This window comes from Blastococcus sp. CT_GayMR19, assembly GCF_004570385.1.
GTDB lineage: Bacteria > Actinomycetota > Actinomycetes > Mycobacteriales > Geodermatophilaceae > Blastococcus_B.
Genome location: NZ_SPQL01000017.1, coordinates 1 through 15316, shown reverse-complemented (window position 1 = coordinate 15316; position 15316 = coordinate 1). Strand labels below are relative to the sequence as shown.

Sequence of the window (15316 nt, the reverse complement as noted above, 5' to 3'; positions counted from 1 at the left end):
CATGCGGTGCTCCCGTCCCAGGCGGAATCCGTCGGGTATGGGGCGTTCGTCGAGGACGACGCGGGCTTGGCCGCCCATGCACGAGATGAACTCGACGCCGTCAACGCTATCCGCATGGGCGATTCACGACGCCGGCCGAGTGTCCTGAGCCGCCACTGACTTTCGACTCTGTGCTCGCGGTGAATTCCTGGACTCGGCGCAAGAGGCCCCCGACCACGGGACGCGCGCGCGACCTCGGGCCCAACAGCGCTGGTCGGGGCCATGGAGGCGGCGAGTTTGGGCCGGACCGCCCCGCTGCTCTTGACCACCATTTCTGACGACCATTGTTCCCCGTTCGGGGGAGTTCGACGGAGTCCGCAGCAGTTTCGTATGGCGCCTGAGCTGCAAGGATGCACTCCGATGGACGCCCACGAAGCTCTTCATACGACTGGGGGAAAAGAGGTCGGTGAATGGGAACCCTGGCGAGGAGGTCGTCGGCGTGGTGGCGGTTGTGGTTGCAATCGACCTTGTTCGCCGTGACCGCACACGCCGCCACTGTTCAAGGCGCTGCTCAGAGGGCTTACGGAACGGGGGTGAACAGAGGTTGTCCTGCCCGGCCGGAAGGCTCACCGGGCCGGTCCTACGGGACGGTGGCCGACGGCATGTGCCATGTCGTGCGACGTTCCGGTGGGTTCTTCCACCGAGGCAGCGTCAGTCCGCGTAGTCGACCGCGACTGCGAGGGCTGCGCAGATCTGCCGCATGCGGGTGTCGGCCAACCGTCCGAGTCGCTCGACGAGGACCGTGACGGAGACGCTCTCGACCGAGTCCATGTTGACCACGCAGCGGCGGGGTACCGGATCCTCGCCGGGCTCGAGGACGACTTCGCTGACCAGGCCCCGGATCGTGGTGGTGCACGGTGCGACGAGGGCGCGCCGGTGTCGGGGGATGACTGCGTCGCGGGAGAGGACGACGACCGGGCGGCGCCCGATCTCGGCCATCTCGCACCACCAGACCTCACCGCGCGCGGCCAGCGGAGTCACGACCGTCCGGCGGCTTCGCGGAACGAGGCCAAGTCTCCCCATTCGTCCGGTTCGTCGAGCGGGTGTTCGTCGTAGGCGGTGTAGCTCGCCTCGATTTCGGCTGAACGGTGGCGCGCCATCAGCGCGCGCAGCGCCTCATCGATCATGGCGGCGTCGGTGTCGCCGGATCGCACCCGTCGAGCGGCCTGGAGGAGCTCGGCGTCGACGGTAGTGCTGAGCCGTGTTCTACTCATGCCACAATCATGCCACGACAGTCGTCTCTGGTACCCGTCGACGTCCGCACCCAGCGCCACGCGGGATGCTCAAGGCGAGCTCGCCCTGGTTCCACCGGCCCAGGACCAATTCGCCCACCACGACCGCACCACCCCCGATTCCGTCGGCGCATGGGAATCGAGCCTCCGCACACGGCTCGATGGGACGCGTCTTTCGGTCGTAGTCGTCCGACTTGGTGGTGGCTCGATAGCTGGCGTCGGTCTGGGAGACGCGAATGGCGCCTCAGGTGCCGAGCGCGGTGCGTCCCTGGACCCGCTGCCGGCAAGACGCGTGTGTCCTTCCCGATCTTGAGGGTTGGCATTGGCGCGCGAGCCAAGGCCGCCGCCGTCCTGCCTGTGTCAACCGGGAGCATCCGTCGCGGTCGAGTCGGAACCGGTGCCGAGATTCAGCCCTGGCCGTTCCGGGGCGGCGGCCTCGGGGGTGAGGAGATCCGGCGGCCGCGCACTACGGCCATGTGCAGGGCGATGTAGCAGTGCGCCGTAGCCGGTGCCCATGGCAGGACCCCGAGTTCGTTCAGGGCCGTGACATGGCTGGGGTCTCTGATCAGCCGGGACGGTCCGATGACGGTGACGTTCCACCCGGTCCGCTCGGTCAGGTCGTAGTCGTCGACCTCGAAGGCCAAGACGGCACCCCGGCTGCCGGCGGCCATCTTGCTGCCCAGACCGGTGGGGATGAGTACGTCGTTCCCGCTGACTGCGAAGGACGCCGGCTGAATCGCGGGCATCGCTCCCTCGGTGAAGGCGACCCGTCCGACGGAGGCCGTCGCGAGCAGTCGCCTGCACTCATCTTCGTCGAGTACGACGAGCAGGCGCTGGCTCTGAGCCGTGGTCATCGACCCCGCCCAGCGACGTCGCAGCGGTCCATGCCGGCAGGTCCTCTCCCTATGTCGATGTCTGCGGCGAGCGAATCGGCCGGATGGAGCAGCGTCCAGGCCCGCCCGTTCATCTCGGCGACGGATCGTGTTCAGCCTAGGGACGGGATGGGTCGTTCCCCAGGGTCGCCGGACGCCGCGCACAGGGACCTCCTTCCCTGCGGAGGCCGGGCACGGAGCCGGGCGGGGACTGCCCCGTGGCCCAGCGACCTACCGGTCTGAGCAAGACCGCCTTTCATGCTGGCCACCGCAGTGCCCGCACGCTGGTGCGATGCCATCCGGGCGTGGGTCAGGGCTGCCCGGGTCGGGACGTCGGTCCCCCCGTGAGCGACCAAGGTCCGTGGTCATCCGGGTGCGTGCGGTGCGACGTTGGTGAGGCCTCGCCGGAGGCCGTCGCTCCTGCGGCGGTTGGCGCGCGGCGGAAGAGGGCTGGCATGACCGAGCAACGCACTCCCTACCCCGTTCGGGTGGACGCCGTCCTGGACCCCGGGCTGTCCCGTGGGCTCTGGCTCGTCAAGTGGCTGCTGCTGATCCCGCACTTCATCGTCCTGGTCTTCCTGTGGCTGGCCTTCGTCGTCGTCAGCGTCATCGCCTTCGTCGCGATCCTCGTCTCCGGGCGCTATCCGCGCGCACTGTTCGACTTCAACGTCGGCGTGCTGCGCTGGAGCTGGCGCGTCCACTACTACGGCTACGGGGCGCTGGGCACCGACCGGTATCCGCCGTTCACCCTTGCTGACGTGCCCGACTATCCGGCGCATCTCGACGTGCCCTACCCGGAGCGGCTCTCCCGCGGCCTGGTGCTCGTCAAGTGGTGGCTGCTCGCGCTGCCGCACTACCTGGTGATCGGGGTCTTCGCCGGCGGTGGCTTGTGGCTCACTGCCCGGTCCGACGCTGACGGCGCCGGGAACGACGGCTGGGCCGCTGGCGGCCTGATCGGCCTCCTCGTGCTCATCGCCGGGATCGTCCTGTTGGTCCGCGGCCGATACCCTCGGTCGCTGTACGACTTCGTTCTCGGCATGGACCGCTGGGTCCTCCGTGTCGCGGCCTACGCCGGTCTGATGACCGACAGCTATCCGCCCTTCCGGTTGGACATGGGCGGCGCCGACCCCGGGTCCGTCCCGTTGAGCCCCCTGCCCGGCTCGCCTGGCGGCTCGGCAGCAGCCGTGTCGTCCGAGGCCAACTCCCCCGATGCGCGGCGCAGTGCACCCGCGGGACACCGGTGGACCGCCGGCCGGGTCGTCGCACTCGTGCTGGGTGCGCTCGTACTCATGACCTCCACCGGTCTGCTCGCCGCTGGCGGCGGGCTTCTCTGGGCGGACCAGACCCAACGGGAGGAGGGGTGGCTCACCAGCGACGACGAGTCGGTGTCGACCGCTCGCTACGCCTTGGTCGCTGATGACGTGAGCCTGGATGCCGCAGGCGCCGACTGGATCGTCGACAACCTGATCGGCGAGGCCCGGCTGGAGATGACGTCCGCCGGCCCTGACGTCGAGTTGTTCGCAGGGGTCGCACCCTCCAGCGCGGTCAGCGACTACCTGGCGGGGGTGGGGCAGCGCCGGCTGGGCACCGTCGGTCCCGGGAACGGCTCCGCGGGCTGGAGCATGGGCTCGGGCGGCGGGATGGACCCCGGAATGATGACCGACGTGGCTGGCGGCCCACCCGCCCTGCCGCCGACCGAGCAGGACTTCTGGGTCGCCCAGGCCATCGGAAGCGGGACCCAGACGCTGCAGTGGACGCCGACTACCGGCGACTGGACGGTCGTGGTCATGCGGGCCGACGGCTCGGCCGGGGTGGACGCCTCTCTGGCGGTCGGTGCCACCGTGCCGGGTCTGGCGCGGGCGGCCTGGGGGCTGCTCGGCGGCGGTGCCCTGATGCTGGCTGTTGGTGGCCTTATCGTCGCACTGACGCTTCGCCGGGCCCACGCGGCCGGCACGCCGCCGACGACGACGTGGACGCCCCCGACGCCTGCCGACGACGGTCCGATGCTCATCGGCAGCCCCGGCGGTACCCGATGAACGCCGACCGGAGTCCGGTGGTCATCGGGGTCGACGGCTCACCGGGCGCCCGGGCGGCCCTGGAGTGGGCGTGGGCCGCAGCCGCGCGACGGGGCGCACCGCTGCGGGCGATGTCGGCGTTTCCCGTCGACGACTACTGGGCCGACGCTGTGCTGCTGGACGCGAGCCGAGTGGACGCGCTCCGCTCGGCTACAGCGGCGCGGCTGACGGCGCTGGTTGCGGAGGTTCGCGCCGCAGCCGGCGACCCCGAGGTGCAGGTGCACGTGACGGTGGTGGCGGGTGCGCCGGCCGAGCACCTCGTCCAGTTGAGCGAGGGTGCCGGCCTGCTGGTGGTCGGCAGTCGTGGACGCGGCGGGGTTCGGAGCACGCTGCTCGGCTCGGTCGCCCTGCACTGCGCGACCTCCGCGGCTTGTCCCGTCGTCGTGGTCCACCCCAGCTTGGACACGCCGTCGCCGCTCCCCGGCGCGCGGGCCTCCTCGCCCCGGGTGGTCGTCGGACTCGACGACTCCACTGCCGCCCAGGCCGCGCTCATGCGCGCGGTCGACCTCGCCGACGAACTGGACGCGGAGGTCGACGCGGTGATCGCGGTACAGCCGCCGGTCTCCTGGAGCGAGTTCGACGTGGTCGTCCCGCTCGCTGACGTCCGGGAGCGGGCGCTGGCCCGAGCCCAGGCCCAGGTGGCCCGGGTGCCCGCCGGGAGTCGGGTGTCCGTGCTGGCCGTGGAGGGTCCGGCGGGTGCCGTGCTTGCCGAGCGGAGCGCGGGTGCGGCACTCCTCGTCGTCGGCAGCCGCAGTCGAAGCGCGCTGCCCGGCATGCTGCTGGGATCCGTGGCGCTGCACTGCGTGGTGCACGCCCAGTGCCCGGTGATGGTCGTCCACCCGGAGAGTGCCGGACGGCGCAAAGCAGGGACACCCCTCGTTGCCGCCTCCGGCTGAGGCGCCCCTATCACCGTGGTCGGGGCGTGTCCTCGCGCGCAGGGGCGAGCAGCTTCCGGGCCGACCGATCCATCACCCGCTCTTCGTCGGCGGTCACCACCACGGTGCGTACCGGAGCGCCGGGCCGGCTGATGTCCCCGGGCACCGGCGCGGTCGGGTCGAGCGCGACGCCGAGGTGACGCAACCGGTCGGTGACCGCGTCGCGGACGGCGGCGGAGTGCTCGCCGATCCCGCCGGTGAAGACGAGCGTGTCCAGTCCGCCTAACACCGCGGTATAGCCGGCCACGGTCGTGGCGACCGCGGTGGTGAACACCTCCAGGGCCAGCCGGCAGTCCGGATCGCCGGCGGCGGCCCGATCGGTCAGGTCGGCCACGTCGGTCAGCCCGCCGCTCATTCCGGCCAACCCCGAGGACCGGTCGACCAGGCTGCGGAGCTCCGCGGTGGTCCAGCCGCGGTCGAACAGGAACAGGAGAACTTCCGGGTCGAGGTCGCCGCTGCGGCTGACCGAGGGCAGCCCGCCGGTGGGGGAGAAGCTCATCGACGTCTGCACCGAGCGACCGCCGGCCACGGCGGTGACGCTGCAGCCGCCACCGAGGTGGGCCACGGCGGCCCGCCCGAGCCCGGGCACGGTGTCGACGACGTGCTGCACCGACAGGCCGTGGAAGCCGTACCGGCGCACCCCCATCGCCGTGACGGCGTCTGGCACCGGCAGCCGATGGGCGGCGGGTCCCAGTGTGGCGTGGAACGCGGTGTCGAAGCACGCCACGTGTGGGACGTCCGGCCACCTGGATCGGGCCGCCTCGATCGAGTCCAGGTCACCGGGCAGGTGGAGCGGGGCGAAGTCCACGAGGTTCTGCAGGTCGGCGACCAGTTCGTCGTCGATCTGCTCGGGCGCGTGGTGCACGGGTCCGCCGTGCACCACGCGGTGCGCCACTGCGGAGACGGCCAGCCCGGCCGAGGCCATCCGCTGGGCGATCTCGGTGACCCCGCTGTCGGGGTCCGTCGTCGGCCGGGGCACCTGATGAGCCCACAGCCGATCGCCTGATCCGTCGTGGGCTGCCGCCTTGAGCGAGCGTGACCCCGGGTTGATCGACAGAACGACGGCACCCCTCATCCCGGCAGCGCTGATCCGGACCAGGACCAGTTGCGGACCTCGGGCAGGTCCTCGAAGTGCTCCCGGATGTAGACCTCGTGCCGGTCGAGCATCTCCCGGCAGTAGGCGGCCAGCTCCTCGCCCCGCTCCGGGGTGCGCCGGGCGTGCCGGAGCGCGTCGAGCACCAGGTGGTACCGGCTCATCCGGTTCAGCACCACCATGTCGAACGGGGTGGTCGTGGTGCCTTGCTCGTCGAAGCCGCGCACGTGGAAGCGGTCGGTGTCCGGGCGCCCGTGCAGGAGTTGGTGCACCGCGCGCGGGTAGCCGTGGAAGGCGAAGACGACGTCGGCGTCGTCGGTGAACAGCTCGCGGAAGTACTCGGTGCTGAACCCGTGCGGGTGGATGTCCGGTGGCATCAGCGCCATCAGGTCCACCACGTTGACCATCCGGACTCGCAGCCAGGGCACCCATCGGCGCAGCAGCTCGGCTGCTGCCAGCACCTCCAGGGTGGGCACGTCACCGGCGGCGGCAAGCACCACGTCGGGCGGGTCGTCGCCGGCGGACTCGGTGCCGGCCCAGTGCCACACCGAGGCGCCGGCCGCGCAGTGGGCCTCGGCCTGCTCGAGGGTCAGGTACTGCAGGTGCTGTTGCTTGTCGGCGACCAGCAGGTTGACGTGGTCGACGCTGCGCAGGCAGTGCGCGGCGACGGACAGCAGGCAGTTGGCGTCCGGCGGCAGCCAGACCCGGACGACGGCGGGCGACAGCGGGATGACGGTGTCGATCAACCCTGGGCCCTGGTGGCTGAAGCCGTTGTGGTCGTTGCGCCAGCAGGTGCTGGTCAGCAGGATCGTCAGCGAGGAGACCGGCGTCCGCCAGGGCACGTCCGCGGCGTGCTGCAGCCACTTGACGTGCTGGATCACCATGGATGCGCTGACCATGGCGAAGGCCTCGTAGGTGGCGAACAGCCCGTGCCGTCCGGACAGCAGGTAGCCCTCCAGCCAGCCTTCGCACAGGTGCTCGGACAGCACCTCCATCACCCGGCCGTGGGGGGAGAGGTGGTCGTCGGTGGGCAGCACCTCGGCCTGCAGGCACCGATCGGTGACTTCGAAGACCGACTGCAGCCGGTTGCTGGCAGTCTCGTCGGGACAGAACAGCCGGAAGGTGCCGCCGCCCTCGGGCGTCGTCGTCCGCCGGTAGACCTCGGCGAGCAGCTCGCCGAGGGGGTGCGTCGTCTCGGCTGACGTGGTCCCGGGTGCCGGGACGTCGACGGAGTAGTCGGCGAGGGCGGGCAGGTCCAGTGGCCGGCGGAGCCTCCCGCCGTTGGCGTAGGGCGTGGAGCCCATTCGCAGGTCGCCGGCCGGGGCGAGTGCGGCCAGCTCGGGCGCCAGCCGGCCCTCGGTGGGGAACTGGAGCTCGGGGGAGTAGGAGCGCAGCCACTGCTCCAGCTGGGCCAGGTGGGCGTCGTCGGTCTGCACCCCGGAAAGCGGCACCTGGTGCGACCGGAAGGTGCCCTCCACCTGGATCCCGTCGACGACAGCGGGTCCGGTCCAGCCCTTCGGGGTGCGCAGCACGATCGCCGGCCACCCGGGGCGTACGTCCACGGCACCGGCGCGGGCAGCCGTCTGGATTTCCGCGATCCGCTCGTGCGCGCCTCGTAGCGCGGCTTCCAGGTCGGTGAACACCAGCCGCGGGTCGTCCCCGGAGACGACGACCGGAGCCCAGCCCTGGCTTGCCAGGTAGCCGCACACCTCGGCGTCGGACGACCGGCCCCACACCGTGGCGCTGCTGATCTTGTAGCCGTTGAGGTGCAGCACCGGGAGGACGGCGCCGTCCCGGCGGGCGTCGAGGTAGGCGGGGATCTTCCACGAGCCGGACAGTGGCCCGGTCTCGGCCTCGCCGTCACCGACCACGCAGGCGACCAGCAGATCGGGGTGGTCGAAAGCCGCGCCGGCGGCGTGCACCAGGGCGTACCCCAGCTCCCCGCCCTCGTGGATGCTGCCCGGCGTCGGCACGCTGACGTGGCTGGGGATGCCGCCGGGGGTGGAGAACTGCCGGAAGAGGGCGCGGATGCCGGCCGCGTCGGGCCGGATCGCTGAGAACAGCTCGCTGTAGCTGCCCTCCAGCCAGGTGTTGGCGACCAACGCGGGCCCGCCGTGGCCGGGGCCGGCGACGTAGAGGCACGGTGTACCGGTCCGCCGGATCAGCCGGTTGAGCTGGACGTAGAGCGCGGACAGGCCGGGGCTGGTGCCCCAGTGGCCGAGCAGCCTGGGCTTGACGTCGGCGTGGGTCAGCGGCCGGTCGAGCAGGGCGTCGTCCTTGAGGTAGATCTGCCCGACCGTCAGATAGTTGGCCGCGGCCCACCAGCGCAGGTCCAGCTCCAGTTCCTCCACGGGATACGGGTCGGCGGTCGGCGTCTGTGCGGTGGCGACCAGGGTCATGCCCCGACTGTGTCCCCCGACGGCGCTCGCTGACGGGGGCGAAGGTCCTCTCTGACGGGGCGGTCGACCTTTTCGGCCGGTCGACCGGGCCCCGGTGACGCGACAGCCCAGGAGCAGGGACCTCCGGCAACGGAACCGGGACCGACGGCCCTGCTGCTGCGTCCCGCCCGGCAGGAGTGTCGGCCGAGCGGAGTTCCGCACTCATCCGGCCGCTGTCGCACGCCTTCGTCGACCCGGTTCGCCTCTCCCGACTTGATCCGAGGACCTCGTGACCATCTCATCACCGCGACCGGCCGACGCCGACCATCGAATCGACCTGCACAACTCGAGCATCGAGGAGTCGGCCGCTGCCGCCGGCCACTGTGGCATGACGCACCTGAACACCGGCCGGGTCTGCCAGGAGCCGCACCACCACGTCGACGGCTGCGCTTTCGTCGCGCCATCGCATGGCGGGTTCGTCGCGGCGCCCGACCTCCACTGAGATGCAGGGTCAGCAGGCTCCGGCGGGCGAGCCAGCATGGCGCTGACCAACTCAGGGCTGCCGGTTGCAACCCCCCTCGATGAACGTCCGGCGTGGGCGCTGTCGTCGGCGGAGGTGGCCGGTGAGCAAGGAGTCGACCCGGCGAGAGGCCTCGACCCCGGCACGGCGGCCGTCCGGCTGGAACGGGACGGGCCGAACGAGGTGCCGATGCACGCGCCCGCCCCGCTCTGGCGCTCGGTGGTGGCTCAGTTGCGCGACACGTTGGTCCTGGTTCTGCTCGCTGCCGCCGTGCTCACCGCACTCACCGGAGACACCGTGGACACGGCGGTCATCCTGCTGGTGGTCACGATCAACACCGTGGTCGGCGTCGTTCAAGAACGCCGGGCGCTCAGCGAGGTCCGAGCCCTCGACGCGCTGGTCGCACCGACCGCGCGCGTGACCAGGGACGGAGCCGACAGCTGGATCCCCACCCGCGAACTGGTGCGCGGTGATGTGCTGCAACTCGCCGCTGGGGACGTCGTCGGGGCGGATGCCCGACTGATGACCTCGGTCCAGCTCGAGGTCGACGAGGCGCTGCTGACCGGCGAGTCGCAGCCCAGCTCACGGGACGCGACGGTGATCTCAGCCGGGCCGGCCACGATGGCCGACCGGACGGGCATGGTGCACGCCGGGAGCACGGTGCTCGCCGGGTCCGGCACCTCCGTCGTCGTCGCGACCGGAACGCACACCGCCATCGGGCAGGTGGCCCTGCTGGTCACCGGACACCGGTCTCCACTGACGCCGTTGCAGCGCCGGCTCACTGTTCTCGGCCGACAGATCTCCCTCGGTGTCGCTGTGGCCTGCCTGCTCTTCATCGCCTCGGGACTGCTCCGCGGCCAGCCGTGGGAGACGACCCTGGTGGCCGCCGTGGCCCTGGCCGTGGCCGCCGTGCCAGAGTCGCTGCCCGCCGTGGTGACGCTGGCGCTGTCAGCCGGAGCAAGTCGGATGGGCCGCCACGGCGCGGTCGTCCGTTCATTGCCGGCGATGGAGACGCTGGGCTCGGTGACCCTGCTGGCCACCGACAAGACCGGGACGCTGACCGAGGGTGCGATGCGCGCCGACCGGGTCTGGACGCCGACTGACGGGGATCTCCCGCTCGGTGACGGTCCGTTCCCGGCGGCCACCCGCGCGGTGCTCTCGGCCGCGGCGCTGTGCAATGACGCCGACGCCTCCGGCGCAGGCCCGGACGGAGCCGAGGGCACCGCCGACACCGAGACCGCCCTGGTCCGGGCCGCCCTGGCCGGCGGGGTGGACGTCGCGCGGTTGCGTCGCGACTCGCCGCGGGTGTCCGTGGAGCCCTTCGACGCCGTCACTCGGCGGATGTCCTCGGTGCACCGGTGTCCGGACGGGAGCGCCACCGTGCTGGCCAAGGGCGCGCCCGAAGTGCTGCTCCCAGGTCTGGTCGGCTCGGCCGCCGCACAGCAGGTCTCTGATGCCTGGGCGGCAGTCGGCGGGCGCGTGCTTGCGGTCACCGCGGACGGGACTCTGCTGGGCCTGGTCACCTTCGCCGACCCGGTGCGCCCGGAGGCCACCGCAGCGGTCACGGCACTCCACCGGGCCGGGATCGACGTCGTGCTGGTCAGTGGGGATCACGTAGGCACCGCCATCGCGGTGGCTGGCCAGGTGGGCATCGTCGACACCGACCACCCCGCTGCGGACCGTGTCTTCGGGCGCGTCGAGCCCGCGGGCAAGCTGGACCTGGTCAGTCGCTGGCAGGACGCCGGCCACGTGGTCGCCATGACCGGGGACGGTGTGAACGACGCCCCGGCGTTGCGCGCTGCCGACATCGGCGTGGCGATGGGGCAGCGGGGGACCGAGGTGGCGAAGGAGGCCGCCGACCTCGTCCTCGTCCGCGACAGCCTCGACACGGTGACGGCGGCTGTCGCCGAGGGACGGCGGGTCTTCGACAACGTCCGGCGCTTCGTCGGCTACGGCCTGGCCGGCGGCCTCAGCGAGGTGCTGGTCATGCTGACCGGCCCGTTCCTGGGGCTCGCGCTGCCGCTGCTACCGGCGCAGATCCTCTGGATCAACCTGCTCACCCACGGCCCCGTCGGGGTCGCGATGGGCGGTGAGCCGGCGGCGCCAGACGTGCTGCGCCGACCGCCCAGGAACCCGGCCACGGGGGTGCTCGACCGGGCGCTGGTCGTCCAGCTCGTGCGCAACGGGCTCGTCCTCGCCGCGGTCTGCCTCGCGGTGGCGGTGTCGTCCGCCGCGGTTGACGGGCCCTGGCAGACCCAGCTGTTCATCACCCTCGCCATGGGGCAACTGGCGCTGGCCCTCGCGCTCCGCCCGGCTGGCGCGTGGACCACGGGGCGGAGTGCGGGGGTGCCCTGGCTGCCCATCGCCGTGGCGGCGAACGTGGTGTTGCTCGCGGCCACGGTGCTGCTACCCGGGTTGTCGGACCTGCTGAGCACGGAGCGGATCAGCCTGGCCGAGACCGCGGTCGCGGTGGGGCCGGCGTTTTTCCCCGCGGGTCTGATCCTGCTGATCCGGGCAGTCAGCCCCCGGCGTGACGCGGAGTGACCATCGTCCCGGAATGCGGCCGTTTCGGCACTGTCCGCCAAGCGGCAGACGACACGAACTCGATCTCGACGCACGACGCTCTCGCCAGGGGGCTGAGACGACGGCCGACCGTCGGGGCCGTCCAACCTCGGATGCCGAGCGGGCCCGGCACCGTTGGCCGGTTTCGCCGCGGCAACAGGCATGGTCGGGCAGCCTCGGCTGGTCGGCGGCCGGGTCCGGTGCGGATGAGCTAGCCCGAGACCACGTCGGCCCGCTGTCGCCGAGGGGTGGCGCCGGTGGGGCCGGCGTGGCCGATCCGCAGCACGCTCTGCGGCCAGGTGTCCCAGGTGAGCCCGGCTCGCAGCCTCGTCCGGGTTGTCGGAATCTCCAGGCACTGGGTGAACGGGCTGGCCGCCCAGCCCGCCTGAGTGATCGTCAGCAAGACGTGCTGCAGCGCCTCGCCCGACCGCAGCCAGGCCTCGACGCCGTCGCTTCGGGTACCGAGCACCAGCATGGTGCGCTCCGTACCCATTCCGCTCGACGGGGGGAGTGCCCCGTCTCCGCGAGTGTCGAAGTCGCGCATCGGGACGTCGTCGGTAGCGGAGCCGTCCACGTGCGGGACTGCGGCGGCGACGATGCCGTCGCCGGCCGCTGGCGCCCGGCTGGTCCACCGGGCCAGCTCAGCGAGGTACGCCGGGTCGGCCCGCTGCTGCGCGTCGGCCTCCTGGGTGAGGCGGGCGACCAGCCGGTGCTGCTCGCCGGTCAGCACCGGGACCAGAACGGAACCTTCGGCGACGGCGGCCGCGGTGAAGGACCGCAGCTCGGCAGCCGTCGGGACGGTCGCGTCGAAGGTGCGCCGGTTGGTCCGTCGTCGGGGGACCAGGCGGTCAAGCACGGCCAGGCCAGGATCCGGTGGGCCGTCGATCAGGTGCAGGACGGCCAACAGGTCAGGGTCGTCCGGGGACGGACATCGCTGGACGTCGACGGCCCAGCCGTGCGCGGCGAGTGTCACCCGGGCGTTGAACAGCGCGGCACCGACGCTCTGCACGAGTTCGCGGCCCAAGGGGTCGATGCTCGTCAGGTGCCGGGTCCGGTCGGCAAGCACGTCCAGACCGTCGGCGTGGACGGTGAACCGCCAGGGCTGGCTGTTGTGTAGCGACGGGGCAAGCATGGCGCGGTCCACGGCGGCGCTCAGTGCGTCCGCGGCGCTGTCCTGCAGCGGCCGGGCCACGGCGACGGCGGTCGACGGGCTGGACTCTTGGGACATCGGTGCTCCTCTGGCGTGGGGAGCCCAGCTTGCGGCCGGGCGACGGTGCGGCTGGCGGGTCGAGGGTCATCCGGACCGCCGACCTAGGTCCCGCCGGCTCGTCTCGGGACCAATGGCGGAGTGCAGTAGGTCATCGGACCCGCCCGGCCGGGAGCGGTCGACGGGATGCTGGATGCGGCGACCGGCCGGGTGGTCGGTGCCTGCTGAGGAGATCCCATGGACGCACAGCCGCGGGCGAGTGCCGACCCGATCCACTCCGGTGCGGCACCGCTGGTCCTGGTGGGGGTGGATGGCTCGGCCGGGTCCCTGACCGCGCTCCGCTGGGCGATGCACTGGGCGCTCGTCCGGGGCGCCGAGGTCGCCGTGGTCGCCGCCTACCCCACGAGCCGGTACTGGAGTGACGCAGAGATCATCGACTTGGGCGCATTGGACGCCGTGCACGACGACACCTGGGCCCGCGCCCGGGCAGCCGTCGACGCAGTCCGGGACAGCGATCCCGCGGTCGGCGACGTCCCGGTGAGCCTGCACATCGAGCCCGGGCCGGCAGCCGCCCAGCTGGTCCGACACTCTGCGGACGCCGATCTGCTGGTCGTCGGGTCCCGAGGCCGCAGCGCACTCCGGAGCGCACTGCTGGGCTCGGTCGCCCTGCACAGTGTCAGCGCGGCGGAGTGTCCGGTCGTCGTCGTCCCGCTGCCCGGCCGATGGGCCGAACCCCGAGCCGGCTCCCAGGTGGTCGTGGGCATCGACGGTTCCGAGCGCTCGGCCACGGCGCTGACCGCGGCGCTGACCCAGGCCGGGCCCGGTGGCTCGGTGACCGTGGTGCGCGCCGTGGACGTGACCGATCTGTGGAGTGACCAGTACCCCGTTGTCTCTGGCCCCTCCCAGCAACAGCTGCGGGATGACGCACGCCGGCGGATGGAGGTGACGCTCGGCGAACTCCTCCTGGCCACGACCGACGAACCACCGACCGTTCAGCGCCTCGCCCTGCGCGGGCAAGCCGGCCCGGTACTGGTCGAACAGGCGGCCGGCGCCGACCTCCTCGTCGTCGCCAGCCGGGGCCACGGAGAGTTCCGTGGCCTGGTGTTCGGCTCCGTCGCGCTGCACTGCGTGGTGCACGCCCCCTGCCCGGTGCTCGTGGTCCGCCCCGCTGCCCGGCAGTCGGCGTCCCGGTCGACGCTGGTCGCCTCGGCGGCGTCGAGGTGAGACGGGTCCACACGCGGAGGAGGGCGCCGGCACTGCTGGCTCGCAATCCGACCTGGGCGGTACTCACCCCGGACCCATCATGGGGGAGCCCCGCGCCCGCTCAGTCACAGGCGTACTGCGGGCCCGGGCACGGGCAACGGTGGCCGGTCGAGCCCGGCAGCGGGCCACCCACCGTCGTGGCACTGCAGACGCCCGGCGGGGTCTGCTCCTACCGGTTGCTGGTACACCCACGCACGCACGGCCCGGCGCGCGACCATCATGGCCGGTATCCCTATCTGCCCGTCGCGCTGGGTACCGATGAGGCGTCCTCCGGTGGACGGCTTTGGTGACGCCCGCCGATCTCGCGCCCACGGTCGGCGCGGCTCCGCGAAACAGGTCGCGGCCGGCAGCCGTCCGCGCCTGGGTGGGGCGCCATCCCTTCCTGGCCTTCGTCGGTCTGGCGTATGCGTTCTCCTGGTCGTGCTGGCTGCTGGCCGGGGTGGGCGGCGGCAGGATTCCGTTCCTCATAGGAGGGCTCGGCCCGATCATCGCCGCCGGCATCGTGACGCGGGTGACGGGGGGCTCCCTGCGCGCCTGGTTATGGCCCGCCGTGAAGTGGCGGGTGAGCCCCTGGTGGTGGGCCTACGCCCTGGGCCTCCCGGCGGTGCTGTACGGCGTGGTGAGCCTGGCGCTGCAGATGTCCGGGTCGCCGGTGGACTGGTCGCTGGTGCTGGACCGTCTCCCCGCGTACGCCGGCACCTTCGTGTTCGTGCTGTTGCTCGGTGGTGCGCTGGAGGAGCCGGGGTGGCGGGGCTTCGGACTGCCGCTGCTGCAGCGGCGGTATTCCCCGGTGCTGGCCACCCTTTTGCTCGGTCTGGCCTGGGGGATCTGGCACGTTCCGCTCTACGGTCCGGCGGGCTTCGTCATCCCGATGGTGCTGGCGTTCTTCTACACGGTGCTGTGGAACCGGACGCACAGCCTGGCCCTGTGCATCCTGCTGCACGCCAGCTTCACCCCGGCTCAGGACCAGCTGATCCTGATGGCCCGGAGCAGGGCCTACACGGCGGTCGTCGGGAGCCTGTCAACTTCTCTGTGTAAGACCCGCAGTTGATCTTCATTGGAGGTAGGGCTCGATGCGGTCTGGGAAGGCGATGAGCAGCGCGGCCATCGCCGGTTTCCAGCCCTGAGTGACGGCGCCCT

Annotated in this window: 12 protein-coding genes; 6 read left to right on the top strand and 6 right to left on the bottom strand. The window is 72.0% G+C overall.

Going from position 1 to position 15316, the window contains the following annotated elements; genetic code table 11:
* Positions 1-690 precede the first annotated feature (690 nt).
* The 3 genes from E4P39_RS18870 to E4P39_RS18860 form a co-directional block, all read right to left on the bottom strand.
* The gene (locus tag E4P39_RS18870) at positions 691-1020 is read right to left on the bottom strand and encodes a type II toxin-antitoxin system PemK/MazF family toxin (RefSeq protein WP_135138135.1); all 330 of its coding nucleotides are present in this window, start codon (positions 1018-1020) and stop codon (positions 691-693) included.
* Entirely contained in the window at positions 1017-1253 is a 237-nt protein-coding gene (locus E4P39_RS18865) for a type II toxin-antitoxin system VapB family antitoxin (protein WP_135138134.1), read from the bottom strand. The genes E4P39_RS18870 and E4P39_RS18865 overlap by 4 nt, the downstream gene beginning before the upstream one ends.
* A gap of 425 nt (positions 1254-1678) precedes the next feature.
* Positions 1679-2125 (bottom strand): pyridoxamine 5'-phosphate oxidase family protein, encoded by a 447-nt coding sequence (locus E4P39_RS18860; RefSeq protein WP_135138133.1) that lies wholly within the window; start codon positions 2123-2125, stop codon positions 1679-1681.
* Between the two features lie 473 nt (positions 2126-2598).
* Here E4P39_RS18860 and E4P39_RS18855 point away from each other — a divergent pair, with 473 nt between their 5' ends.
* Entirely contained in the window at positions 2599-4179 is a 1581-nt protein-coding gene (locus E4P39_RS18855) for a DUF4389 domain-containing protein (protein WP_135138132.1), read from the top strand.
* On the top strand, positions 4176-5114 hold the full coding sequence (locus E4P39_RS18850) for a universal stress protein (protein WP_135138131.1): 939 nt from the start codon (positions 4176-4178) through the stop codon (positions 5112-5114). Before E4P39_RS18855 ends, E4P39_RS18850 begins: the two co-directional genes overlap by 4 nt.
* 10 nt (positions 5115-5124) lie before the next feature.
* On the opposite strand, the gene E4P39_RS18845 is transcribed toward E4P39_RS18850, so the two are convergent.
* Both E4P39_RS18845 and E4P39_RS18840 read right to left on the bottom strand, forming a co-directional pair.
* Complete coding sequence (locus tag E4P39_RS18845; RefSeq protein ID WP_167761973.1) at positions 5125-6132, bottom strand: hypothetical protein; 1008 nt, start codon at positions 6130-6132, stop codon at positions 5125-5127.
* 92 nt (positions 6133-6224) lie between these two features.
* A complete protein-coding gene (locus E4P39_RS18840) occupies positions 6225-8645 on the bottom strand; it encodes a phosphoketolase family protein (RefSeq protein WP_135138129.1) in 2421 nt (806 codons plus the stop codon).
* A 268-nt stretch (positions 8646-8913) separates the two neighbouring features.
* Here E4P39_RS18840 and E4P39_RS18835 point away from each other — a divergent pair, with 268 nt between their 5' ends.
* Both E4P39_RS18835 and E4P39_RS18830 read left to right on the top strand, forming a co-directional pair.
* Complete coding sequence (locus E4P39_RS18835; RefSeq protein ID WP_135138128.1) at positions 8914-9126, top strand: hypothetical protein; 213 nt, start codon at positions 8914-8916, stop codon at positions 9124-9126.
* Positions 9127-9162: 36 nt separating this feature from the next.
* A complete protein-coding gene (locus tag E4P39_RS18830; RefSeq protein ID WP_135138127.1) occupies positions 9163-11688 on the top strand; it encodes a cation-transporting P-type ATPase in 2526 nt (841 codons plus the stop codon).
* Between the two features lie 229 nt (positions 11689-11917).
* Here E4P39_RS18830 and E4P39_RS18825 read toward each other — a convergent pair whose 3' ends face one another.
* Complete coding sequence (locus E4P39_RS18825; protein WP_135138126.1) at positions 11918-12934, bottom strand: NAD(P)H nitroreductase; 1017 nt, start codon at positions 12932-12934, stop codon at positions 11918-11920.
* A gap of 216 nt (positions 12935-13150) precedes the next feature.
* On the opposite strand from E4P39_RS18825, the gene E4P39_RS18820 reads away from it, so the two are divergent.
* A complete protein-coding gene (locus tag E4P39_RS18820) occupies positions 13151-14137 on the top strand; it encodes a universal stress protein (RefSeq protein WP_135138125.1) in 987 nt (328 codons plus the stop codon).
* A gap of 325 nt (positions 14138-14462) precedes the next feature.
* Positions 14463-15227 carry a type II CAAX endopeptidase family protein gene (locus E4P39_RS18815; RefSeq protein ID WP_135138124.1) on the top strand — a complete coding sequence of 255 codons (765 nt, stop codon included), beginning with the start codon at positions 14463-14465 and terminating at the stop codon, positions 15225-15227.
* Positions 15228-15316 lie beyond the last annotated feature (89 nt).

What these genes read in the sequence shown, in the direction of transcription:
- E4P39_RS18865 (WP_135138134.1), bottom strand. Translation starts at nt 1,253, where the DNA reads ATGAGTAGAACACGGCTCAGCACTACCGTCGACGCCGAGCTCCTCCAG.
- E4P39_RS18860 (WP_135138133.1), bottom strand. Translation starts at nt 2,125, where the DNA reads ATGACCACGGCTCAGAGCCAGCGCCTGCTCGTCGTACTCGACGAAGAT.
- E4P39_RS18855 (WP_135138132.1), top strand. Translation starts at nt 2,599, where the DNA reads ATGACCGAGCAACGCACTCCCTACCCCGTTCGGGTGGACGCCGTCCTG.
- E4P39_RS18850 (WP_135138131.1), top strand. Translation starts at nt 4,176, where the DNA reads ATGAACGCCGACCGGAGTCCGGTGGTCATCGGGGTCGACGGCTCACCG.
- E4P39_RS18840 (WP_135138129.1), bottom strand. Translation starts at nt 8,645, where the DNA reads ATGACCCTGGTCGCCACCGCACAGACGCCGACCGCCGACCCGTATCCC.
- E4P39_RS18830 (WP_135138127.1), top strand. Translation starts at nt 9,163, where the DNA reads ATGGCGCTGACCAACTCAGGGCTGCCGGTTGCAACCCCCCTCGATGAA.
- E4P39_RS18825 (WP_135138126.1), bottom strand. Translation starts at nt 12,934, where the DNA reads ATGTCCCAAGAGTCCAGCCCGTCGACCGCCGTCGCCGTGGCCCGGCCG.
- E4P39_RS18820 (WP_135138125.1), top strand. Translation starts at nt 13,151, where the DNA reads ATGGACGCACAGCCGCGGGCGAGTGCCGACCCGATCCACTCCGGTGCG.